Source organism: Peribacillus aracenensis, from assembly GCF_025175645.1.
Lineage (GTDB): Bacteria > Bacillota > Bacilli > Bacillales > DSM-1321 > Peribacillus > Peribacillus aracenensis.
In genome coordinates this window covers 17,379-40,109 of record NZ_JANZMJ010000010.1, presented here as the reverse complement: position 1 = coordinate 40,109, position 22,731 = coordinate 17,379, and the positions used below count along the sequence as shown (strand labels likewise).

Genomic DNA, 22,731 nt, shown 5'->3' with positions numbered 1-22,731 from the left:
TAAAGTCCAGTCATAAATAAGAGCCAAGGTGCCCCTTGGCTCTTATTTTATTTTAATTTATTAATCGAAGTGGTTCTGATATGAAAGACTTTTGTATAATATGGTAAAGTGTAGTTGGAAGGAGCAGTGAATATGAAAAAAAAGGGTATCGATCTGATAGAAAAAGAGTTTAGAGAATATGTAAAGAAAATCTCGGCCTATAATGAAGCTCTCGCGTTAATTTTTTGGGATTTACGTACAGGTGCACCGAAACAGGGAGTTGAGCAGCGTTCCGAAGTTATCGGCGTGCTTTCCTCCGAGGTGTTTAATATGAGCACAAGTAAAGAAATGGAATCCTTCATTGCCGAACTTTCGCTGGAGAAAGATACTCTTAGTGAAACGACGAATAAAATGGTACAAGAGTGTAAAAAAGAGTTTGAAAGGAATAAGAAAATTCCTGTCAACGAATATAAGGAATTCGTCATTTTACAATCGCGTTCTGAAAGTGCGTGGGAAGAGGCAAGGGAAAAAGCTGATTTTTCATTATTTCAACCTTATCTGGAGCAAATTGTAGCTTATACCCGTAGGTTCGTAGAGTACTGGGGATATGAAGGGACGAAATATAATACCCTTTTAGATATGTATGAGCCAGGAATGACCGTAGATATACTTGACAGCGTATTCAGTGAGCTTCGGGCGAGAATCGTTCCATTGGTAAAACAGATTGCCGAAAGCGAACATAGACCTGAAACAGCGTTCCTTTATAAAGAATTTCCAAAAGAAAAGCAGCATCAACTGAACTTGGAATTTTTAAAACAGCTAGGATACGATTTCAAGGCTGGCAGGCTGGATGAAACAGTTCACCCTTTTGAAATTAAAATAAACAGGGGCGATGTCCGGGTGACGACCCGATACGATGAAAATGATTTTAGAGGGGCGATTTTTGGTACCATCCATGAATGCGGACATGCCATTTATGAGCAGAATATCGCCGAAGAATTAACTGGAACACTTCTCGACGGCGGGACATCAATGGGTATCCATGAATCACAATCATTGTTTTTCGAAAACTTCATTGGACGGAACCATAGCTTCTGGAAAAATAAATTCTCCTTATTAAAAGAATATGCTCCCGAACAATTCAATGATGTGACACTGGATGAATTTTACCGGGGCATTAACGAATCAAAACCATCGTTCATCCGTATTGAAGCAGATGAACTGACGTATCCCCTACATATTATGATTCGGTATGAACTGGAAAAGGCTCTTTTTAATGGAGAACTTGAAGTGAAGGATTTGCCGGAAGTCTGGAATGAAAAATACAAGGATTATTTGGGGATTGTGCCTGAAAATGATGCCATGGGCGTGTTGCAAGATGTACACTGGGCAGATGGCAGTTTTGGTTACTTCCCTTCTTATGCATTGGGATATATGTATGCAGCCCAAATCAAGCAATCGATGCTTAAAGATTTGCCTAATTTTGATGGCTTGTTGGAAGCGGGTGATATTGCTCCAATCAGGAAATGGCTTAATGAAAAGATACATAAATACGGAAAAACAAAAAAGCCTCTTGAGATTTTGAAGGAAACGACAGGAGAGGGCCTGAATGTTCAGTATTTAATAAAGTATCTTGAAAATAAATATAAAGAAGTTTATAAAATCAAATGAATCAAAAGAAGAAGGACTTGGATTGAATGCCAAGACCTTCTTTTTTTTTTATGGGTAGTTGCAAAAGTGACGTGTAGGATACCAGTAAATGGAACATGGAGAAGGGGTGATTCTTTCTTTTGATAGGAAAACCCTGTTGGTTGTGTGATTTCGCAATTTTCTAATAATACGAATGATGATTTAATTCTTTAAATGAAAGTTCGGTTTTTATCAAAAATACCTTTTCAAATAGAGCCAGCGTTGTTATAATTCATATATTACTGAAATATAAAGTTTCACTCGTATAATAGCAGGGATATGGCCTGCAAGTTTCTACCGGATTACCGTAAATAATTCGACTATGGGTGAGTAATAGATCTTGTTGCATAATGAAGGCTTTAGCTGATTCATTTTTCATTCTTGCCCAAGAAGTATTGCTTCACTCCAAAAAAGTGCCGCAATGTTTCTTGGGCTTTTTATATGCCGGGAAATGATTGCGTGGTTTATGGGTCAATAATCATCCAAGATTGGGAGGAACCTTCATGCAACTTTTAAAGGAAAAAATCTTGTCCGAAGGTCAAGCTTTATCAGAAGATATCTTAAAAGTAGATTCATTCTTGAATCATCAAATGGATCCTATACTAATGAAAGAAATTGGTAAAGAATTCGTAAAACGTTTCGAACAAAAGGAAATAACGAAAGTACTGACGATTGAATCCTCAGGCATTGGTCCTGGTTTGATGGCTGCGTTGGAATTGGAAGTTCCGTTAATTTTTGCCCGTAAACGTAAATCACTTACTTTAACAAATGATTTAGTGACCGCGTCCGTTCATTCCTTTACAAAAAAAGAAACCAATACGATTACGGTTTCCAATAAATATATTGAAGCTGGGGATAAGGTTTTAATCATCGATGACTTCCTTGCGGTCGGACAGGCAGCCAGGGGCTTGGTGGAAATCTGTAAGCAGGTTGGTGCAGAAGTGGCCGGAATCGGCATCGTGATTGAAAAGGCATTCCAAAGTGGTGGTAAGGATCTTAGGGAACAAGGTTTTCAAGTCGAATCACTTGCGAGGATTGCTGAGTTGAAATTCGGTGAGATTACGTTCGCCGAGGAAATGGAAGGAGCAGTCCTCAATGTCTAATCAATCACCTTTAAAAGTTGCTTCTCTAGGAATACAACATGTACTTGCCATGTATGCCGGTGCAGTCGTCATTCCATTGATTGTCGGTGGGGCGCTGGGATTGACTGCAGCGCAGTTGACTTATTTAGTTTCGATAGACATTTTGATGTGCGGGATAGCAACATTATTGCAAGTGTGGAAAAATAAATTCTTTGGAATTGGGCTTCCGGTCGTCCTAGGCTGTACATTCACTGCAGTTAGCCCGATGATTGCAATTGGTACGCAATATGGAATCAACTCCATTTATGGATCCATATTGGTGTCTGGATTGATCGTCGTTATCATTAGTAAATTCTTCGGAAAACTGGCAAGGTTTTTCCCACCCATTGTCACTGGATCTGTCGTTTTGATTATTGGCATAACGCTCATTCCTGTTGCCATCAACAATCTTGGTGGAGGTCAAGGTGCTGCTGATTTCGGAGACTTGAATAATGTAGCTCTTGGTTTTGGAACTTTGTTATTCATTATATTCATGTATAAATTCTCATCGGGATTCCTACGCTCCATTTCTATTTTATTGGGGCTGATCGTCGGAACATTTGCAGCTTTCTTCCTTGGAAAAGTGGATTTTAGCTCAGTGGCCAGTGCCACTTGGCTGCATATGCCTCATTTTTTCTACTTTGGAGCTCCGACATTTAACGTCACGGCAATCATTACGATGACATTGGTGGCGATCGTCAGCTTGGTGGAATCGACTGGTGTTTATTATGCCCTTGGTGAAATCACGGATAAAGAGATATCAGAAGACGATTTGGCTCGCGGATATCGTGCTGAAGGACTGGCCATCATGATTGGCGGTTTGTTCAATTCGTTTCCGTATACGGCTTTTTCACAAAATGTCGGACTGATTCAATTGTCAGGCATTAAAACAAGGAATGTCATATACACAACAGCGGGCATTCTCATTTTCATAGGATTTGTTCCGAAAATTGGTGCATTCACGACAATTATCCCTTCATCCGTGCTTGGCGGTGCAATGGTTGCAATGTTCGGGATGGTAATTGCCGCTGGAATTAAGATGTTGAGCAAAGTGGATTTTGCTTCTCAAGAAAATTTATTGATCATCGCTTGTTCAGTAGGTATGGGACTTGGTGTGACGGTCGTTCCTGAACTATTTGTGCAAATTCCGGAAAGCTTTCAAATCTTAACGGAAAACGGTATTGTAGCCGGAAGTTTGACAGCCATTTTCTTGAATATCGTCTTTAACATCGTCCCTACAAAAGGGAAAGTGAAAGAAGCTCGTATTGAAGGGCAAAAAGTAGCCTGATTAAAAATAGATTCGGTACTTGATAGATTCAATCATTTAATGCCTAAAATCCTCAGGTGATGAGGATTTTAGGCATTTTTTCATTTATGCCGTAGCATTTCATGGATAATGAAATTGGAGTTTTGTCAGATAAAAGGAAACTCTCTTCACTTTTTGAATATATTGATAGTATATGTTCAGGAAAGTAGTGATAGGGATGGAGAAAAAATATTGTATTCATTGTCGAACCATTTTAAGCCAGGAGTATAGGTGCAGCGTTTGTGGAAAAGAGGAGTTTCAAAATATCATTATTCAAGTGCAAAATCAATCTTCTGTAAAGAAAGAAGAATGACAGCGCCCCCTTACCGATTTTAGGTAAGGGGGTTTAATATTTCATGATTACATTTCGATCATTAAGATGATAGGAAGGGTACCTACGCCCTTTAATGACCTGGGTAAATGGATTGCTTCATGAACCCATACATTTTGGTATTGCCCACAAAAACGGTGGGTGGGGTACTATCATTAAATGCATCCCCGCCCGCTAACGAAGTGGCGATATTCCCGGCAAGCATGTTGCCGAGTTCTGCTGCAAAAGATTCAAGCATCTCACCTTCTAACGGCATGCAAAACATGTTTTCACCTAATTTGCTTATTATTCTCCCACGGATACCCTGTCATGCCAATAAGGACGCTTATCGATTCCTGTTCGAAAGGCTGTTTTTTGAGGTACGGCTTTTAAATGTCCAAAAGGAAGGGAATAACGGACTTGAATTGTGATCATAGCGTTGATTTCATTTTCGTTCCTCCGCTAGTATCATCATGTTCTCTATGTTATCAATTTCTTAGTCTTTTTCATCTAGTTTTTTAAGAAAAAAGAAAAAATGTTCTGAACCCTCGATAAATATGACCGTTTATCGATATGGCATAATTGATATCTTGGTGGGTATATTAACCATATCATGAATAATAAGGGGTGCAATCATGCCGTATTTATTATCCGCATCACATATAAAGCTGCCACATTTACTTTCACAGGAGAAAATCATGGAATTTTCGAGAGAAATATTTGGGGCCTCATTTAAGAATATAGAACGGTTACTTAAAGCCTTTAAGAATGGACAAGTGGAAAATCGATATTTTTCTAATGATCTTGATTGGTTTAAAGAGGATCATTCTTTTGCCGATCGGAATGATCTATATATTCAACAGGCAGTCAATTTTGGGAAAGAAGCTATAGAAAAATGCTTAAGCAACACAGAATTTTTAAAAGAAGAACTGCAGGCAAACGAGCTAGATGCTTTCTTCTATATCTCCAGCACGGGTATTGCTACCCCGACCATTGATGCAAGGATAATGAATGAACTTCCATTTAGCCCGCATGCTAAAAGGATTCCGATTTGGGGACTTGGCTGTGCAGGGGGAGCAAGTGGCCTATCGCGTGCATTTGAATATTGCCAAGCATACCCGACGGCGAAGGTCATTGTTTTATGTGTGGAGTTATGCAGTCTGACCTTTCAAAGGAATGATATCTCCAAAAGCAATTTAATTGGAACCTCTTTATTTTCTGATGGAGTAAGCTGTGTTTTGGTTTGCGGTGATAAGGTGCCTGATGCACACTTTTCCAAAAAAGCAAGACATCTGCAATTTTTAAATTCGCAATCCACGCTAATGCCGAATTCATTGGATGTAATGGGTTGGGATGTTAAAGATCAAGGGTTATATGTGATTTTTTCAAAAGATATCCCTACAATCATCAAAGATTGGCTTAAACCGAATGTTCAAGAGTTCCTAATGGAGAATGGATTGGATCTCAGGGATATAAAAGATTTCATTGCTCATCCTGGAGGCAAAAAAGTAATTGATGCTTATCACGATGCCCTCGGGTTCGATGAAAGCATGACGGCTGAGTCAATGAGCGTATTGAGGGAATTTGGCAATATGTCCTCAGCAACTATTTTATACGTCCTGGAGAGGTTCATGCAGCGCGGCGGGAATAAAAATGAGGTGGGCTTGGCTGCTGCATTGGGGCCTGGGTTTTCATCTGAACTTGTGTTAATGAGGTGGAAGTGATGATCTTTACCATTTTCATTATCTTGATCGCTATACAGCGCATGTTTGAATTATATATCGCCAAACAAAATGAAAAACAGTTAAAGGCTGCTGGAGCAGTGGAATATGGTGAGTCCCATTACAGTTGGATGGTTCTATTGCACCTTAGTTTTTTTATTGGTCTCATTTTTGAAGTGACCGTGCTTGATAGGGATGTGGCTGGACTATGGCCAATTTGGCTGACCCTTTTTCTAATTGCACAGTCAGGCAGGATTTGGGTAATCCGTTCATTGGGAAAACATTGGAATACAAAAATCATAGTGGTTCCTGATGCCGAGGTAGTCATTAATGGCCCTTATAAATATTTCAAACATCCGAACTATATAATAGTGGCAACTGAGATAATGGTTATTTCTTTATTATTCAATGCATATTATACCGCTATCATCTTTAGTTTATTGAATGTTTGGATGATGATGGTAAGAATCCCATTGGAAGAGAAAGCATTAAAGGCACATACGGATTATTCTACGGTTTTTAAGGGAAAATAATAAAAAATTTTAATTTCTTATTGAAAACGATTATCGTTCGTGATAAGATTCTAAATGAAGATGAAAATTATTCTCATTCGGATTTCGATAATTCATTTTAATAACTAACAACTAAAAGCTAATCAATATATAAGAGGATGGTGTTGGTAATGGTTTGGGTATTCATTTTATTGACAATCGCTACATATGGTTTTGTGATGAAACATGTATTGAATAATATTCAAAAACCGGCAAAGGCAGTAAAGTCTTTTACCGAGTCACCAATGGAAAACCGAACTGCTTTTAACCCCGCCCCTACAACCAGGTAAACATCCTGGTTTTTTTTTGCATTCAAAGTCAATATGAATCAAACTGCATGAATCCACCAATCGGTGGTTTTTTTTTGAACATGGCCAGTAATGAATCATATAGTAAAAATAAAGCTGATGGTATGAATAATAAACGAAATCGTTTACAATAAGAATATCAAAATGACGATAGATTAAGGGGTATGGATTCATGATTCAAGAAACATTAAAGCAACAGTCCAAATTGGGGATTTTGACTGCCATTTATGAGAAATTTCAATCGGCAGGTGATACAGGAAATGCCGATAAACTAAAACAGTTAATCATGAAAGTGAATAACGAAGAGTTCATCATTGCTTTTTGCGGGCATTTTTCAGCGGGGAAATCCAGTATGATCAACTTTTTCCTCGGTGATCAAGTATTGCCTTCAAGCCCTATTCCAACAAGTGCAAATACAGTAAAAGTCCAAAAAGGTGAAGACTATGCCAAAGTCTTTTACCATCATCAGCCACCAGTCCTATTTCCTGCACCATATGATTTTAAAGAGGTCAAGAAATTTGCCAAGGATGGAGATTCAGTATCGGCAATAACGATAAGTTCCAATGATTTTTCACTGCCGGATTCATGCGCGATCATGGATACGCCAGGAATTGATTCGACAGACGATGCACATAGGGTTTCTACGGAATCTGCCTTGCATCTAGCTGATGTAGTCTTCTATGTCATGGACTACAATCACGTTCAATCAGAAGTGAACTTCCTATTTACGAAAGAATTGTTAGAGGCTGAAAAACCGACATACTTAATTATCAATATGATCGATAAGCATGATGAGAACGAGCTTAGCTTTCAAGACTTCAAGCTTTCCGTTTCTGAGGCATTTGCGAACTGGAATGTATACCCTGATGGTATTTTTTATACATCCGTAAGAGACTTGAACAATACCGAAAATGAAATAGAAATGGTCAAGCAATTCATATCCGACATTGCGGGCAAAGGTCTAAATGATGGGAAAGATGCCATCATGCAATCGGCTAATGCCCTGGTCGAAAGGCATCTTAATTGGCTGAAAGAGCAGTATGAAGAGGAACACGCCGATGATTTTGAAGTATTATCAGAACTTCCATATGAAGAGCGAATCCAACTGACGAATCAGGTGGACAGCCTATTGAAAGAAAAAAAATCATTAACTGGACGTATAGAGGAAATCAAGGTCCAATATGCTGATGCATTAGAAACCATTTTGAAAGGTGCATACATCATGCCCGCTGCAACACGGGACCTAGGTAAATCTTTCTTGGAATCGGCTCAGCCTGACTTTAAAGTGGGTCTATTATTTGCCAAGAAAAAAACGGATGCCGAACGTGAGGCACGTATCAATGCTTTCTTGACCGATTTACAAGAAAAGGTGAAGACCCAGCTTGAATGGCATCTTAAAGAACTAGCCGTTAAAACGCTTAATCAAGCGGAAATCCATGATTCAACACTTGAAAGTAAGGCACAGGCACTTCAAATCGAGGTATCGGAATCTTACATAAAAAACTCTTTGAAGTCTCAAGTCGATATTACTGGTGAATACGTTTTAAACTATACGAATGATTTGGCATCAGCCATCAAAAAGAAAGCACGTGATGTATCAGAAGGATTTTTGAATAATATGATTACCGTTATGGAAGGGATAGTGGAACAGCAGTCCATATCCATCGATAAGGAACTTGAAGGTTTTTCCGAATTTGCGGAAGCCCTTAAAGTTACTGCTGCGATGAATGCGGAAATCGAGTACCAAACGGAACGATTAGAGGCCATTGCTCATCAAACTGAATCATTAATCGATGAGCGTGATATCGATATGCTTTTAACCCAATGGAATGAAGAGGAAAAAAATATTACAGTCAAAATCATGAAAACCGCTAAAGAAAGTAATTCAAGGTCCGTCAACGAACAAATTGCAACGGATCATGATAAAGAAAACAAGGAAGTTGAACATTCCGTGACTGTTTCTTCATCTGTTGCTACTGATTTACGCGGAAAAGGAAAGCTGATGGAGACTGCAACGAGTTTACAACAGGCTGCCAATCTAATTCAACCTTTGAGAGGGTTTCAATCTCTTTATAAAGAATTGAAAGAGAAGGCAAATCGCTTGGAACAGCAGACATTCACTGTTGCGCTTTTCGGTGCATTCAGTGCGGGCAAATCTTCCTTTGCCAATGCGTTGATGGGGGAGAGCGTCCTTCCTGTTTCACCAAATCCAACAACTGCAGCAATCAACAAAATCATGGCTTCAGACGCTGAGCATCCACATGGAACGGCAACCGTCAAGCTAAAGACACAAGCGATGCTGTTGGAAGATGTAAGCCTGGCCTTGGCAGCTTTTGATAAATCGGCAAAAACGCTAGATGAAGCACTTCAACTGGCAGGACAAATCATTGCGAAGGCGGGGGAAGTTGATAAGGGGAAAACCCATTTATCCTTTCTAAGGGCTTTTCATCAAGGGCTGCCCGAGTACCAAAATGAATTGGGAAATGTCGTTACGGTAGATCTTGAAGGATTTAAACGTTTTGCTGCAGAAGAGTCCAAGTCATGTCTTGTAGATCTGATTGAACTGCGTTATGACTGTGAAATGACAAAACAGGGGATGGTCCTTGTTGACACACCTGGGGCCGATTCAATAAATGCACGACATACAGGAGCAGCTTTCGAATATATTAAGAATTCGGATGCCATTCTATTTGTGACCTATTATAATCACCCATTTTCACGGGCAGACAGAGAGTTCTTGATACAACTTGGCCGTGTGAAAGATTCTTTCGCTATGGATAAGATGTTTTTCATCGTCAATGCTGTCGATCTGGCACAAACCACTGACGAATTGGACGAAGTGATGGATTATGTCACAGATCAATTGAATGGATTCGGAATCCGTTTTCCAAAACTGTTTCCGCTTACGAGTAAGGGAGCGTTGATGGAAAAGCAAACGCCTGGTTCGTTTAAGCATTCGTTCCTTCCAAATAGCGGAATCTCGGAATTCCAAGGTCAATTCGATTCTTTCATAGAAAACGATTTAACGGGACTTGCAATTGAATCGGCTCAAGCGGCTGTAAAAAGAACGGAAGAGCTGCTACGAGATGTAATTACAGCTTCCAGGCAGGATGAGAAAGCGAAACGAAATGCCCTGGAAACCCTTTCTCATGAGGCACAGTCCATTTCGGAACTCCTCTCAGTCATTAAAGGGGACGCCGAAAAGCAACGTTTGAAAAAAGAGATAGACGAATTGACTTTTTATAGTAAACAACGGGTCTTCTTCCGGTTTAATGATTTCTTCAAAGAGTCGTTCAATCCGGCTGTTTTAAAAGATGATGGAGGCGATCTGAAAATTGTCCTCAAGCAATCTATGAAGAACTTATTGGATGCTTTAGGCTTTGACCTTGCCCAGGAAATGCGGGCAACGGCTTTAAGGACGGAAATGTTCGTAAATAAATTACTGAGTGAGAAACAAAGCAGTTTGCTTTTGCAAATGCAAAAAATAAGAAGAAACCTTTCATTGCAGCCATATGAACCTAATGAGAGGGAGTCCCTTGAATTTACAGGAGCTTTTGCGCAATTAGATACGGGGGAATTCAAAAAGGAATTGGCATTATTTAAAAATCCAAAATCTTTCTTTGAAAAAAATGAAAAAGCGAAAATGAGCGAAGGGCTTCAGAAGCGTTTAGATGATCCTGCCCTTGTATATGTAAAAGAGCAGGGCGGACGGATTTTCGAAATGTATAATGAAGTCCTCAATCAAGAGTTACTTGAGATTCAAAAAGAGTTTAAGACGGAAATATCGGATATATTTGCAGGTTTACGGGCAGCATTGGAGGAAACGGTCGATTTACCGTATTATGAAAATGCCGTAGCGGAATTGGCTAAAATGCATTCGAAATAGAAACGAGGTCTCGTTCATGAAAGAAAACCTTATTTCACGATTGAGATACCTGGAAAAGAAAGAAGAAATGACCATTTTGATGGCTGCTGTTACTGGCAGCCATTCTTTTGGTTTATCATCAGGCCAATCAGATTACGATGTTCGGTTTATATATGTTCATAATGATAAGCGGTCATACCTTAGCTTGAGTCAGCCAGTTGAAGTCATGCAAATGAAAGAAGACCTATTTGACATGGAAGGCTGGGATTTATTTAAATCTTCACGTCTTACCTTTAAGAGTAATCCTGCTCTATTTGAATTATTTCAGTCGCCAATCAAGTTGATTACGCATCCGGATTATTATAGGAGGATGAAGGGGTTGATTGCTGATTGCTATTCCAAAAAGGCACTGGGCCACCATTACTATCGGATGATGATCGATAATCTTCAACTATTGACAAAAACCAGGGGATCCGAAAGAAAAGAACTAAAAACATGGGTACAAATATACCGTTCGTATTTAATCCTTGAATATATAATTCAACTGGGTTCGCTGCCACCTTTATCAGTATGGGAATTACTTGATACGGTTTCAATTGATCAAGAATTGAAAACCAGGATTACACGGATATTTAAAGCAAAACAAATGGAGGAATATATAAGCAACAATGAAAGTGAAAAGAATCTTTCGATAATAGAAGGGAAATCACTTTCCTTAAAGAATGAGATAACTAGGCTAAATCAAGGAAAGAAGATGGAAACGGAGCTTAATGAATTAATTTGGACCATTTTGGAATAGGGGGTTTTTTAGATGAGTTTAATAATTGAAAAAGAAGAGCTGTTGCCGAAGTTGAATTCTCAAGAGATCAGAATTTGTGACTGCCGCTTTCAGCTAGGCTCTCCTGATGCGGGGTATAATGAATACAAAAAAGGCCATATTTCCGGCGCGGTTTATTTCGATCTTGAAAAGGACTTATCGGGGCAGGTTCAAGAACATGGCGGAAGACATCCTCTTCCTGACCTGGAAACCTTTAAAAATAAACTGGAATCAAACGGAATCACCAATGATACGGTACTTATTGCTTATGATGGCGGGGAAGGTTCTTTTGCTTCCAGGTTTGCCTGGCTGCTTAGCTACCTTGGGCATCGGAAAGTTTATGTTCTTAACGGGGGCTTTCGCGCATGGAGGGATGAGGGCTATCCAATTGACTCGAATCAAACGAAATATATGCCAACAGAATATCATATCGATTTAAATGATTCCGCTTTTGCATCTTTTCAAACAGTGAAGGATTACACTATGAATAGGCCTGACGATATCGTATTAATGGATTCAAGGGAATCTAAGCGCTACGAGGGAATCGAGGAGCCGATTGATAAAAAAGCCGGACATATACCTGGAGCAGTAAATAAGGTGTGGACGAACGTTCTGGAAAATGGCTATTTTAAAAAGAAGGAAGATCTTCAGTCAAATTTTTCAGACATCGGTAAAGATAAGGAAATCATTGTGTACTGCGGTTCAGGTGTAACGGCATCACCCAATTATATCGCCCTGAAAGAAGCGGGCTTTAAAGATGTGAAGATATATATTGGCAGTTACAGTGACTGGATCTCGTATGATGATAATCCAATTGAATAATATTTTTTCCAATTAAACGATCCTTAAAAAAGGGGACAGTTATGTTAAAATGGAAGTACATCATGATAGAGGTGATAATGTGTTAATGAAAGAAAACGAGCAGCATCCTTCCTTTATGCTTGTCGATGGGATGGCGCTTTTATTTAGAGCTTATTATGCAACGGCAGTTACTGGTCAATTCATGATTAACTCAAAAGGCATTCCGACTAATGCCGTTCAAGGTTTTTTGAAGCATATGCTGACGGCGGTGAATCACTTTTCACCTAGTCATGTCGCGGTGTGTTGGGATATGGGCAGTAAGACTTTCAGAAATGAATTATTTGATGGATACAAGGCCAATCGATCAGAAGCTCCAGTCGAAATGATCCCTCAATTCGACCTAGCGAAAAAAGCGGTTGAAGCATTTGATATCCCTAACATAGGGCTCTCTGGATATGAGGCGGATGACTGTATCGGGACAATTGCCAAGGCATCTGCCCAACATAGCCGGGTGGGTATATTGACTGGCGATCAAGATATGCTTCAGTTAATAGATGAAAACATTTCCGTGTTATTGTTAAAAAAAGGATATGGTAATTATGAAGTTCATAATCCCGATAGCTTTTTTGAATGGAAAGGGATCACACCAAGACAAATGATCGATTTAAAAGCTTTAATGGGTGATACAGCTGATAACTATCCCGGAGTTAAAGGAATAGGTGAGAAGACAGCGTTGAAATTATTGATCCAGTATCAAAGTATCGAAGGGATTCTTGAAAATGTTGCTTCATTGACGAACGGGCAACGAGCTAAAATTGAATCCGCCGTCGATATGCTTCATTTATCCAGGAAGCTAGCAGAAATAAAATGTGATGTACCAATTTCATGTTCTTTAGACGATGCGGTCTATCAGTATGATCGCGAGAAGGTCAAAAATCTGGCTAGGGATCATGAATTCAGGGCTTTACTGCGAATGATTTAATACAATAAGCGGAGCTTCCAATGGGAGCTCTTTTATTTTGTACGGTGATTTTTTTGTCGAAAAATGGATAGTCAAAATCTTTGATATACGGTAAGATGAAAATAAGGCATGAAGTATGGAGTGGATGCAGAAGTGGCGAAATCAACTGAAGAGTATGTTAGTTTTTTAGAGGGGAAAGGATTCACTTTTGGTAATGACGCTATTGGTTTTATTTATTTTGGCAAGCGGTACACGGATGCGAGTGATATTTTAGTCAATGCAGCAATAGAATTGACATTGAAGGTACAAAAGAACTTTGATGGCAGCTTTTATATCTCCTTTTTGGAAAACTTAAAACAAAACGGCATTGAAACGCGTAGTGCAGCGGTATCTTTTGCAAAAGAACAGGGGCTGCTTAAATAAATCGGACTTCGTAACTGGAAGTCCGATTTATTTTATTGGCCTTTTCAAGTAAACTCCTGTGTCACGGTTTTCTTTTTCTTAACAGGCAGTTCAGCGAAGATCATCCCCAAGAATATGAATGCGCAGCCGATGATGGAGGCGGTAGTCAATTTTTCCCCTATCAATATGTATGAGGATAACGCGGCAAAAACCGGTTCCATTGAAAAGATCAGCGCCACTCTTGTAGGTGTCGTATAGGCTTGGAAGAAGGTTTGTGCAAAAAAGGCGAACGCAGTGGCAAGGGCTGCCGTAACCAATAAAGCAGTCCATACGTCCTTTTGTAACATGACCTCCGAGCTGAAGATGACGGAATGATTCTCTTTAAAAATGAAGGCTGAAACAAATGATAATAAAGATACGGTGGAAACCTGAATCAGCGTCAATGGTAAAGCGGGTAAGGTCTTGGCATATTTAGCCGTTGTAATGATCTGCATGGCAAAACTGATTGCGCATAAAAATACCAGTAAATCACCGATATTCAAATTGGAGCGGTCAGCGAAAGTCATTAAATAAAGCCCGATGGTTGCGGCTGCGACACCTATTATTGTATTGCGGGAAAGCCTATGTTTTAAAAGCAGCAGGGAAAACACGGGTACCATGACGACACTTAAACCTGTTATAAAGCCTGTCTTCGCAGGAGTTGTATAATTCAATCCGATCGTTTGAAGCCCATACCCCAAAAAAAGCCAAACCCCAATATGAAACCCAGCTATAAAAAGACCCTTGTTCCGATTTTTCCCTTTTTTGTGTAAAGTCGATATATAAGGGATGAGCAAGAAAACGAAAGCCATGAAGAAACGGACCGCATTAAACGTGAAGGGGTCTAAAAAAGATAGGGCATTTTGAACCATGACAAAAGTGACGCCCCAAATAAATACAACGAATAGTAATGAAAAATCAGCTGTCTTGTTCATGATTTTCCTCGGAATTATTCATTCGAATGGCCCGTCTCGCCAACTCATCCGCGGACTTGTTTTCGAGATTTGGAATCCATTTCATGAAAAATAATTCAAGCTCATCTGAAAGCTTTAGCGCCCGTTCCAACAAAATGGCATACTTATTCTTTGCAAATCTTTTTTCAATGGCCCGGTTGATGGCTTGTGAGTCAGTACGAAAAGAAACGATTTGATACTTATTGGCTACACAAATTTCCAATGCTTTGATTAAAGCATGGTACTCCGCTTCATGGTTTTCCATATTTCCAAGCGGAAAGGCATGCCGCTCGACCACACCATTATTATTTATGAAAACACCTGCGCCGCTCGGCCCTGGATTGCCTGCACTGGCACCATCAATATACACTTCGATCAAGATGTGCTCCTCCTCGAGTTTAACTGTCAATATGCTATTATAAAAAAACGTTTCATATAAAATAAGATAGAAACATGAGAATTTCAGGCTGATATGGGGAACTATAATTAAAAAAGCGATACAAATGCTTACAATATATTATAAAGGGTAAGACGAAAAAAAGGTATGAAAATTGTAAGCTATTCTGCATGAATGGTGAATGGATAAGGAGCTGGAAATCTTTGAAGGTAATTATGCAATGGACATATCATGCATCAAAAAAACCATCTGCCGATTTCGTTTCGGATTGGCTTGATGCCGGGACTGCTCTGGTCATTACGGAAGATCTTGAAAAGGCAGGAAGGCTGAAAGAAGTGGAGTTCAAGGATGAATTCGATACAACTTGGACCAAGAAGGAACTAAAGAAGCTCCTGACGGAAGTGGAGGAAGAACCGCAGGATGTGACTGTTTTTTTTGATGGCGGTTTTCAAAAAGGTGAAAAGGTGGCAGGAATCGGTGTTGCCATTTATTTTCGCCAAGGTAAGAAGTTCTGGCGGTTACGCACAAACTTGAAATTGGAGCAATTTGAATCCAATAATGAAGCGGAATATGCGGCCTTTCATGAAGCGGTCAGGCAGATGGACGAACTTGGAATCCACCATCAAAGTTGTGTCTTTAAAGGTGATTCCCTAGTTGTCTTAAATCAACTTTCCGGTGAATGGCCTTGCATGGAAGAAAACTTAAATAAATGGCTTGACCGCATTGAAGCGAAACTGGATAAATTAAAGATCATTCCGGTCTGCAAGCCAATTTCTCGAAAGGAAAACCAGGAAGCCGATCGCCTGGCAACACTTGCACTGCAGGGAAAAGCCATTTTCAGCAAAATGGAAATTGCTGAGTCAAAGGAGCCATAACAACAATGAACAGGAAAAAAATATATGAAGAAGTGGAAGATGTTCTCGCTTCGTATTGTCAAGATTGTTTTTTAAGGAAGCATTTTCGAAAAGAGAAGGGGCGGACGTATGCCCATCAGTTCTGTATTTCAGAATGTACGGTTGGTGAAAAATTAAAACAGCTGGGCAATGAACTTAGTAACCGATCTTAAGTCTCCCAAAATTGCTTTCATTATGACACAAGGTCATGAAGGATATGGTATCATAGGTAAAAATAGAGAAAAGTGTGAGAGCGATGAAAAATAGAAGAGGGAAGATGAATAATAAAGCGAATACGCCTCTTACCATCCCTGAAAAAGGTGGATATTCATTAACGGAAAATCATGTACAGCCTAACGTAATGATTCATGAAAGAATCAATGAAGCTTCTCTTCAAATGAAAAACATCTTTCAAGATATACGTAAAGAAGGAAAAATACAGCTTGATAAGATTGAATTGATTAAAGCTGAAGTAGCACCTGTCATTACAGATGCTGCAAAGAATCCTGATATTTATTCCCTTTTCGATGAGATGCAAGCAAAAAACGAGTACACGTATAGTCATAATATCGGGGTCGGAATCATTGCCACATATTTGGGGATGAAGCTTGGATTATCGAAAGAAAACCTCTCAGCCCTAACATTGGCAGCCATGCTGCATGATGTGGGTAAAATAAGGATTTCGGATAGTATATTGGAAAAACCGGGTAAACTGACTGCGACAGAATATGAAGAAATGAAGCTCCATACCATTTATGGGTATGAATTACTTAAAAATATCCCTGGAATCCTTCCGTCGATTGCATTAACAGCCCTACAGCACCATGAACGGGAAGATGGGCAAGGCTATCCACTTGGACTGAAGGGGAATGATATCGATCATCATGCGAAAATCGTCGCAATAGCTGATGTTTTCCATGCGATGTCCTCAAATCGTGTATATCATCAGGCCATGCCGTTTTATAAGGTGATTGAACAAATGAACAGCGATATGTTCGGTAAATTCAATCCGGAAATCCTGCTGGAATTTGTAAATCGTTTAATGTCCACATTGATCGGAAAAGAAGTCATGCTTACTAATGAACGAATCGGGACGATCGTTATGATCAATCCATACGATCCCCTTAAAGTTTTATTGAAAACCAGTACGGGGATCATGGATTTGCGAATGGAAAAGGAATGGCAGATCGAACGAATCATCGGTTAATGAAAAAGAGCCCGATCATAAAAAATCGGGCTCTTTTTCATTCTTTTTTACCGAATCGAAATAGGTTTTGAGCATCACTTTATTTTCGCTGAAGTCTGCAATCGTATATTGATCAAGGACCTTTAGAAAAGCATCCAAGGCATTATTAAGAACAAATTTCAATGAACAAACGGGAGAAATCACACAGTTATCGTGATCTTTAAAACATTCCACCAGATAAAAATCCTCCTCGGTTCGTCGTACAAGTTCCCCTACATTTATTTCAGAGGGTGATTTTGCAAGCCGAAATCCGCCATTTCTTCCACGAATCGTCTCGATATAGCCTAATTTTCCAAGATTATGAACAATCTTCATCAAATGATTTTTAGACAGTTGATAAACTTCAGAAATCTCTTTAATATTTGATAATTTGCTTTGGTCGTGGGAAGCCAGGTAAATCAACACTCTAAGTGAGTAATCGGAATAACTCGTCAACCTCATGTTTATCGCCTCACATTCTATCCCCATTTGACTATATCATAAATGTGAACATTTTATAAACATGAAAGCTTATTTTTTGAAAAAGATGTATATAATATATTGCTTTTAATGCATTTACGTTCTATTATAAACATGTATTTAAAATACTTGTTTATGAAGAGGGGTTTACCTATGCTATCCCAAAAAACTATTGATGTTATCAAATCAACTGTACCTGTATTAGAAGTGCATGGTACAACAATCACAACTGTATTCTATAAAAATCTTTTCGAAGCACATCCTGAATTATTAAATGTTTTTAATCACGCCAATCAAAAAAAGGGACGCCAGCAAAATGCACTGGCCAACACAGTTTTAGCAGCAGCTAAATATATAGATCAACTCGAAACGATATTACCTGCCGTGAAGCAAATAGCACAAAAACACAGAAGTCTTGCCGTTAAAGCCGAACATTATCCCATTGTTGGAGAATTTCTTTTAGGTGCAATCAAGGAAGTGTTACAAGATTCAGCTACAGAAGAGATCCTCCAAGCTTGGGGAGAGGCCTATGGTGTCATTGCCGATGCTTTCATTAGCATCGAAAAGGAAATGTACGACGAAGCTTCCAATCAGGTCGGCGGATGGTCTGATTTCAAACGATTCACAGTGGCGGAAAAAGTACGGGAAAGTGACGTAATCACATCCTTTTATTTAAAACCGTCAGATGGAGAGAAGGTTCCATCATTTCTTCCTGGACAATATATTACCATTCGGATCGAGATACCGGGTGAACGCTATCTATTCAACCGTCAATATAGTTTGTCTGATGTTCCGGGAAAAGATTATTTCCGGATTTCCGTTAAAAAAGAAAAGCCGGGAACCTCTCCTGATGGAAGGGTCTCCAACTACTTGCATGAATCCATTCAGGTGGGTGACAGTATTGACGTAACGGCTCCTGCAGGTGATTTCACCATCGATTTGGAAAAACGAACACCGGCAGTATTCTTGAGCGGAGGCGTTGGCATAACACCTTTCATGAGTATGGTCCATGCGATAGCTGAACAAACACCCGAGCGTCATGTACAATTCATTCATGCTTCCGATAATGGTCGGTTACAGCCGTTCAGAATGGAACTGACAGAACTAGCCCAAAAGCTTACCAGCTATCAATTATCCTTTGTCTTTAAAAATCCGGACCAGGATGATAAGAACCTGCCGAATTTTAAAAAGGAAGGGTATATCGATAAGGAATTATTGAGCGGTTTTGTTAAACCTGAAGCTGATTATTATGTGTGTGGCCCTGTTCCTTTCATGAAGGCAATCATTACTTATCTAAAAGAGCTGGGGATAGATGCGGATAAAATCCACTATGAGTTCTTTGGTCCGGCAATCGCGTTATAAGGTTCATACATCGTAGGAATGTTATTGACATCAAGCAGATAATTTTGCATACTATATTAAAACAATGAACGTTGAGAGAAGATTAGTATGCGAGAATCACTGTGACAGAGAGCGGCGTCAATTGCTGGAAGACCCGCGACAGAAAAACGCAGAACCTGCTTCTTGAGTCCTATGCAAAACATAGGCGCAAATCCTGGCGTTATCAGGCAAAGTGGAATGCATGAACTTGCATTCAATGAAGGTGGTACCACGGAGAGCAGCCCTTTTCGTCCTTATTTCGAGGATGAAGAGGGCTTTTTTTCATGTCTTAGATATTTATTGGAGGAAGTAATCGATGGAAAAGAAACGCATCGTTGTAAAGATAGGAAGTAGTTCTTTGACCAACACAAAAGGTGAAATCGACCAAAATAAATTTTCCGATCATATCCAGGCAGTGGCAGCTTTAAGGAAAGCGGGACATGAAGTTGTCCTTGTTTCATCAGGTGCTGTAGCAACAGGTTTTCGCAAGCTCGGCTATCCTACGAGACCTGTCACTCTCAAGGGAAAACAAGCTGCTGCAGCGGTTGGGCAAAGCCTATTGATTCAATCATATATGGAACAATTAGGTCATTTTGGAATCGTTCCTGCGCAGATTTTGTTAACAAGGAAAGATTTCTCGAAAAAAGATAGATATAAAAATGCATATGCGACATTGATGGAATTGCTTGAACGCGGCATCCTTCCGATTATTAATGAAAATGATACAGTATCGGTCGAGGAGCTGACTTTTGGTGATAATGATATGCTATCCGCCTTAGTAAGCGGACTGGTCCACGCCACCAACTTGATCATATTAACGGACATTAATGGGCTCTATGATTCCAATCCACAGACAAATCCAGGGGCGAAACGATTTGATAAGCTAACCGAAGTAACAGCGGATTTATTGCAAATGGCAGAAGGTGCAGGATCCAATGTTGGAACCGGGGGGATGAAATCTAAGTTAATTGCAGCCCAAACTGCATTGTCTCTAGGGGTGAAAGTATTCATTGGTTCTGGTTATGGGAGTGATAAACTTCTAACCATCCTCGAAGGCAAAGGTGACGGCACGTATATTGGGAATGATGTCTTGACGACGGTAACGAAAAACAAACAATGGATATCCCTTCATTCACAAGTATCCGGGAAAATTTTCGTTGATGAAGGTGCCGAGAGAGCTTTAGTTTCAAATGGCAGCAGTCTGCTGCCAGCCGGAATTTACGAAATTAAAGGAATCTTCAATAAGGGGGATGTTGTCGAAGTCTATGGCGCAAATGGATTATTGGGGCGGGGGGAGGTCCTATACTCCGACGAAGAATTAAAACAGGCGATGGGAAAGAGGACATCCGAGCTTGTGATCACTTCCATAGAAGTGATTCATCGCGACAAATGGGTGAAAGCATAAAAATCAATTTTTGTGAAGGAAAAGGGGGCATTTGAAAATGAGTGAAGTGAAGGCGAAAGGAAAGGCAGCCAAAGAAGCCAGTTATCAGTTAATAGGATTGAATACGGAACAAAAGAACGAGGCACTTGGAAACATTGCTAAGCAACTTATTATCGATAAAGATTTCTTGATAAAAGAAAACCAAATGGATCTGGAAGAAGGCAGGAAAAAAGGCTTCAGTGAGTCTACATTGGATCGAATTATGTTAAATGCTAACCGTATTGATGACATGGCTGAGGCCATTATGCTTTTAATCGAATTAAATGATCCAGTTGGGGAACAATTGGAGACGATCGAAAAAGAGAATGGTTTATTGATTAAAAAGTTACGGGTGCCAATCGGTGTAATCGGGATGATTTATGAAGCCAGGCCTAACGTGACCATCGATGCAGCTACATTGTCCTTGAAAACCGGGAATGCCGTCATATTAAGAGGCAGCTCGTCAGCCAAAAACTCCAATATGGCACTAGTCTCATCCATTCATAAGGCATTGGAGAATACGGAAATTCCTGTAGAAGCTGTTCAGTTGATCGAGGATACGAGTCGAGAAACCGCTAAGGAACTTTTTCATCTTAATGAGTATTTAGATGTTTTGATTCCACGAGGCGGAAAGAATTTAATTGAAACGGTTATTAAGGAGTCCACTGTTCCGGTTCTTGAAACAGGAGCAGGCAATTGCCATATCTTCATCGATGAGACCGCAGATATCACGATTGTCGAGAAAATTGTCTTAAACGGTAAAACTCAGCGTCCATCCGTATGCAATGCTATCGAGGGGCTCCTGATTCATGAAAAATGGTTTGAAGAAAACGGAGTGCGTATTTTGGAACTCCTGGACGAAAAGGGTATTGAAATATATGGGGATGAAGTGGTTTGCAGCTCCTTTCCAAGAGCCAAAGCGGCTACGGAGGAAGATTGGTCAACGGAGTACCTGGCTTTAAAGATCAGCGTGAAAACTGTCAAAGGTGTATTCGATGCGATTGAACATATTAACCGATACGGTACCAAGCATTCTGAAGCAATCCTGACGAGGGATGAACAAAACGCTTCCGCTTTTTTGAATAAAGTAGATGCCGCAGCAGTTTATCACAATGCTTCCACCCGTTTTACCGATGGCTTTGAATTTGGTTATGGTGCAGAAATCGGCATTTCGACACAAAAGCTGCATGCACGTGGACCAATGGGTTTACCTGCCTTAACATCAAGCAAGTACTTCATTTACGGCCAGGGGCAAATCCGGGAATGAAATTCATTTCCTTCATGGAAGGTTATTAAAACTCAATTAAGGGTATTGTATAATACATTACTTTTAAAGGAGCAGATACCATGGACAAGAGGTTTATAGCAATATATGAAAATGCGAATGAAGCGATTTCAGCAGTAGAAAACTTAAAGACACAAGGATATACATCCAATCAAATATCAGTAGTGGCAAAAAACATTGATCAATTACCCAGTGAAGCCGAGGAAGTCGCCCCGGCAAAGACTGATGGATTAGTAGCTGGCGCAGCAGCCGGCGGAGCTGTCGGATTAACAGGCCTGCTTATTGGAATGAGTGCATTGGCCGTACCAGGAATTGGTCCGATATTGGCAGCAGGACCTATTTTTGCCACTTTTGGCGGAGCCGCTGCCGGGGCAGCATCGGGAGCAGGCGGATTGAGAAAGCCATTATTGGATATTGGACTGGAGGAATCCGAAGCCGATCAATATGTGGAGGATATTAAAGCCGGGAAAATCCTTGTCATCGCCGATCCTTTTTAAGTCCGTAAGTAAAACCACCTTGAATGTTATAAAGTTTGATAACTGTAAGAATGCCCGCAAAAACTCAAAATAAAAATTTATTAAAAAACCCCGTTCAGGATTTCTTGAACGGGGTTAATATGTTTGTAGACTAATTTTATTGTCTGTACCGATAAAATCAAAAGGAATTCTACATTTGTATGAAGAATAAAAGGAATATAGTCCTATTACCGAGAGAGGAAGGGGGATTATGGAAAATAAAGTAGATGATCATGCCACTTTAAGAAATTAAAAAGGACTTTTCATGATGATTTTCACCTTAAGAATCATTATACTGATGTTAATGTTA

Annotated in this window: 22 protein-coding genes, 1 riboswitch and 1 other annotated feature; of the genes, 18 read left to right on the top strand and 4 right to left on the bottom strand. The window is 39.8% G+C overall.

From position 1 onward, the window contains the following. Positions 1–132 precede the first annotated feature (132 nt). The 3 genes from N0M92_RS12160 (at position 133) to N0M92_RS12150 (ending at position 4,077) form a co-directional block, all read left to right on the top strand. A complete protein-coding gene (locus N0M92_RS12160; protein ID WP_260285953.1) occupies positions 133–1,650 on the top strand; it encodes a carboxypeptidase M32 in 1,518 nt (505 codons plus the stop codon). Between the two features lie 259 nt (positions 1,651–1,909). Then, positions 1,910–2,011: riboswitch (purine riboswitch) on the top strand. Between the two features lie 160 nt (positions 2,012–2,171). Then, complete coding sequence (locus tag N0M92_RS12155; RefSeq protein ID WP_260285950.1) at positions 2,172–2,771, top strand: xanthine phosphoribosyltransferase; 600 nt, start codon at positions 2,172–2,174, stop codon at positions 2,769–2,771. Beyond that, entirely contained in the window at positions 2,764–4,077 is a 1,314-nt protein-coding gene (locus N0M92_RS12150) for a nucleobase:cation symporter-2 family protein (RefSeq protein ID WP_260285949.1), read from the top strand. Before N0M92_RS12155 ends, N0M92_RS12150 begins: the two co-directional genes overlap by 8 nt. Positions 4,078–4,499: 422 nt before the next feature. Here the strand turns inward: N0M92_RS12150 and N0M92_RS12145 are convergent, their stop codons facing one another. Beyond that, entirely contained in the window at positions 4,500–4,682 is a 183-nt protein-coding gene (locus N0M92_RS12145) for a hypothetical protein (protein ID WP_260285947.1), read from the bottom strand. Positions 4,683–5,040: 358 nt separating this feature from the next. On the opposite strand from N0M92_RS12145, the gene N0M92_RS12140 reads away from it, so the two are divergent. The 8 genes from N0M92_RS12140 to N0M92_RS12105 all read left to right on the top strand — a co-directional run bounded on the left by N0M92_RS12140 (position 5,041) and on the right by N0M92_RS12105 (position 13,852). Then, complete coding sequence (locus tag N0M92_RS12140; protein WP_260285946.1) at positions 5,041–6,129, top strand: type III polyketide synthase; 1,089 nt, start codon at positions 5,041–5,043, stop codon at positions 6,127–6,129. Continuing rightward, complete coding sequence (locus N0M92_RS12135) at positions 6,129–6,659, top strand: isoprenylcysteine carboxyl methyltransferase family protein (protein WP_260285945.1); 531 nt, start codon at positions 6,129–6,131, stop codon at positions 6,657–6,659. The genes N0M92_RS12140 and N0M92_RS12135 overlap by 1 nt, the downstream gene beginning before the upstream one ends. A gap of 149 nt (positions 6,660–6,808) precedes the next feature. Then, positions 6,809–6,967, top strand: coding sequence for a hypothetical protein (locus tag N0M92_RS12130; RefSeq protein ID WP_260285944.1), 159 nt, complete (start codon positions 6,809–6,811; stop codon positions 6,965–6,967). 190 nt (positions 6,968–7,157) lie between these two features. Beyond that, positions 7,158–10,871, top strand: coding sequence for a dynamin family protein (locus N0M92_RS12125; RefSeq protein WP_260285943.1), 3,714 nt, complete (start codon positions 7,158–7,160; stop codon positions 10,869–10,871). Positions 10,872–10,887: 16 nt separating this feature from the next. Beyond that, positions 10,888–11,649, top strand: a complete 762-nt coding sequence (locus N0M92_RS12120; RefSeq protein ID WP_260285942.1) for a nucleotidyltransferase domain-containing protein — start codon at positions 10,888–10,890, stop codon at positions 11,647–11,649. Positions 11,650–11,661: 12 nt separating this feature from the next. Continuing rightward, positions 11,662–12,489, top strand: a complete 828-nt coding sequence (locus N0M92_RS12115) for a sulfurtransferase (RefSeq protein WP_260285941.1) — start codon at positions 11,662–11,664, stop codon at positions 12,487–12,489. An 85-nt stretch (positions 12,490–12,574) separates the two neighbouring features. Then, on the top strand, positions 12,575–13,450 hold the full coding sequence (locus N0M92_RS12110; RefSeq protein WP_260286090.1) for a 5'-3' exonuclease: 876 nt from the start codon (positions 12,575–12,577) through the stop codon (positions 13,448–13,450). A 120-nt stretch (positions 13,451–13,570) separates the two neighbouring features. Continuing rightward, entirely contained in the window at positions 13,571–13,852 is a 282-nt protein-coding gene (locus N0M92_RS12105) for a DUF6123 family protein (RefSeq protein WP_228467451.1), read from the top strand. A gap of 44 nt (positions 13,853–13,896) precedes the next feature. Here N0M92_RS12105 and N0M92_RS12100 read toward each other — a convergent pair whose 3' ends face one another. Together N0M92_RS12100 and N0M92_RS12095 are read right to left on the bottom strand one after the other, a co-directional pair. Continuing rightward, positions 13,897–14,805: a DMT family transporter gene (locus N0M92_RS12100; RefSeq protein WP_260285940.1), complete on the bottom strand. Its 909-nt coding sequence runs from the start codon at positions 14,803–14,805 to the stop codon at positions 13,897–13,899. Next, positions 14,789–15,202 (bottom strand): reverse transcriptase-like protein, encoded by a 414-nt coding sequence (locus N0M92_RS12095; protein ID WP_260285938.1) that lies wholly within the window; start codon positions 15,200–15,202, stop codon positions 14,789–14,791. Before N0M92_RS12095 ends, N0M92_RS12100 begins: the two co-directional genes overlap by 17 nt. A 221-nt stretch (positions 15,203–15,423) precedes the next feature. Here N0M92_RS12095 and N0M92_RS12090 point away from each other — a divergent pair, with 221 nt between their 5' ends. From N0M92_RS12090 to N0M92_RS12080, 3 genes are all read left to right on the top strand, one after another. Further along, entirely contained in the window at positions 15,424–16,095 is a 672-nt protein-coding gene (locus N0M92_RS12090; RefSeq protein WP_260285937.1) for a reverse transcriptase-like protein, read from the top strand. 5 nt (positions 16,096–16,100) lie between these two features. Next, on the top strand, positions 16,101–16,286 hold the full coding sequence (locus N0M92_RS12085; protein ID WP_260285936.1) for a zinc-finger domain-containing protein: 186 nt from the start codon (positions 16,101–16,103) through the stop codon (positions 16,284–16,286). An 83-nt stretch (positions 16,287–16,369) separates the two neighbouring features. Beyond that, positions 16,370–17,320 (top strand): HD-GYP domain-containing protein, encoded by a 951-nt coding sequence (locus N0M92_RS12080; RefSeq protein ID WP_260285935.1) that lies wholly within the window; start codon positions 16,370–16,372, stop codon positions 17,318–17,320. Positions 17,321–17,335: 15 nt separating this feature from the next. Here the strand turns inward: N0M92_RS12080 and N0M92_RS12075 are convergent, their stop codons facing one another. Beyond that, positions 17,336–17,800: an RrF2 family transcriptional regulator gene (locus N0M92_RS12075; RefSeq protein WP_260285934.1), complete on the bottom strand. Its 465-nt coding sequence runs from the start codon at positions 17,798–17,800 to the stop codon at positions 17,336–17,338. A 171-nt stretch (positions 17,801–17,971) separates the two neighbouring features. Between N0M92_RS12075 and hmpA the strand changes: the two genes are divergently transcribed. From hmpA to N0M92_RS12055, 4 genes are all read left to right on the top strand, one after another. Then, on the top strand, positions 17,972–19,180 hold the full coding sequence (gene hmpA / locus N0M92_RS12070) for an NO-inducible flavohemoprotein (protein ID WP_260285933.1): 1,209 nt from the start codon (positions 17,972–17,974) through the stop codon (positions 19,178–19,180). A gap of 62 nt (positions 19,181–19,242) precedes the next feature. Next, positions 19,243–19,457 (top strand) — a binding site (T-box leader). A gap of 57 nt (positions 19,458–19,514) precedes the next feature. Continuing rightward, the gene (gene proB / locus N0M92_RS12065; RefSeq protein ID WP_260285929.1) at positions 19,515–20,603 is read left to right on the top strand and encodes a glutamate 5-kinase; all 1,089 of its coding nucleotides are present in this window, start codon (positions 19,515–19,517) and stop codon (positions 20,601–20,603) included. 37 nt (positions 20,604–20,640) lie between these two features. Then, positions 20,641–21,888 (top strand): glutamate-5-semialdehyde dehydrogenase, encoded by a 1,248-nt coding sequence (locus tag N0M92_RS12060; RefSeq protein ID WP_260285924.1) that lies wholly within the window; start codon positions 20,641–20,643, stop codon positions 21,886–21,888. 80 nt (positions 21,889–21,968) lie between these two features. Continuing rightward, positions 21,969–22,403: a general stress protein gene (locus tag N0M92_RS12055; protein WP_260285923.1), complete on the top strand. Its 435-nt coding sequence runs from the start codon at positions 21,969–21,971 to the stop codon at positions 22,401–22,403. Positions 22,404–22,731: the final 328 nt, after the last annotated feature.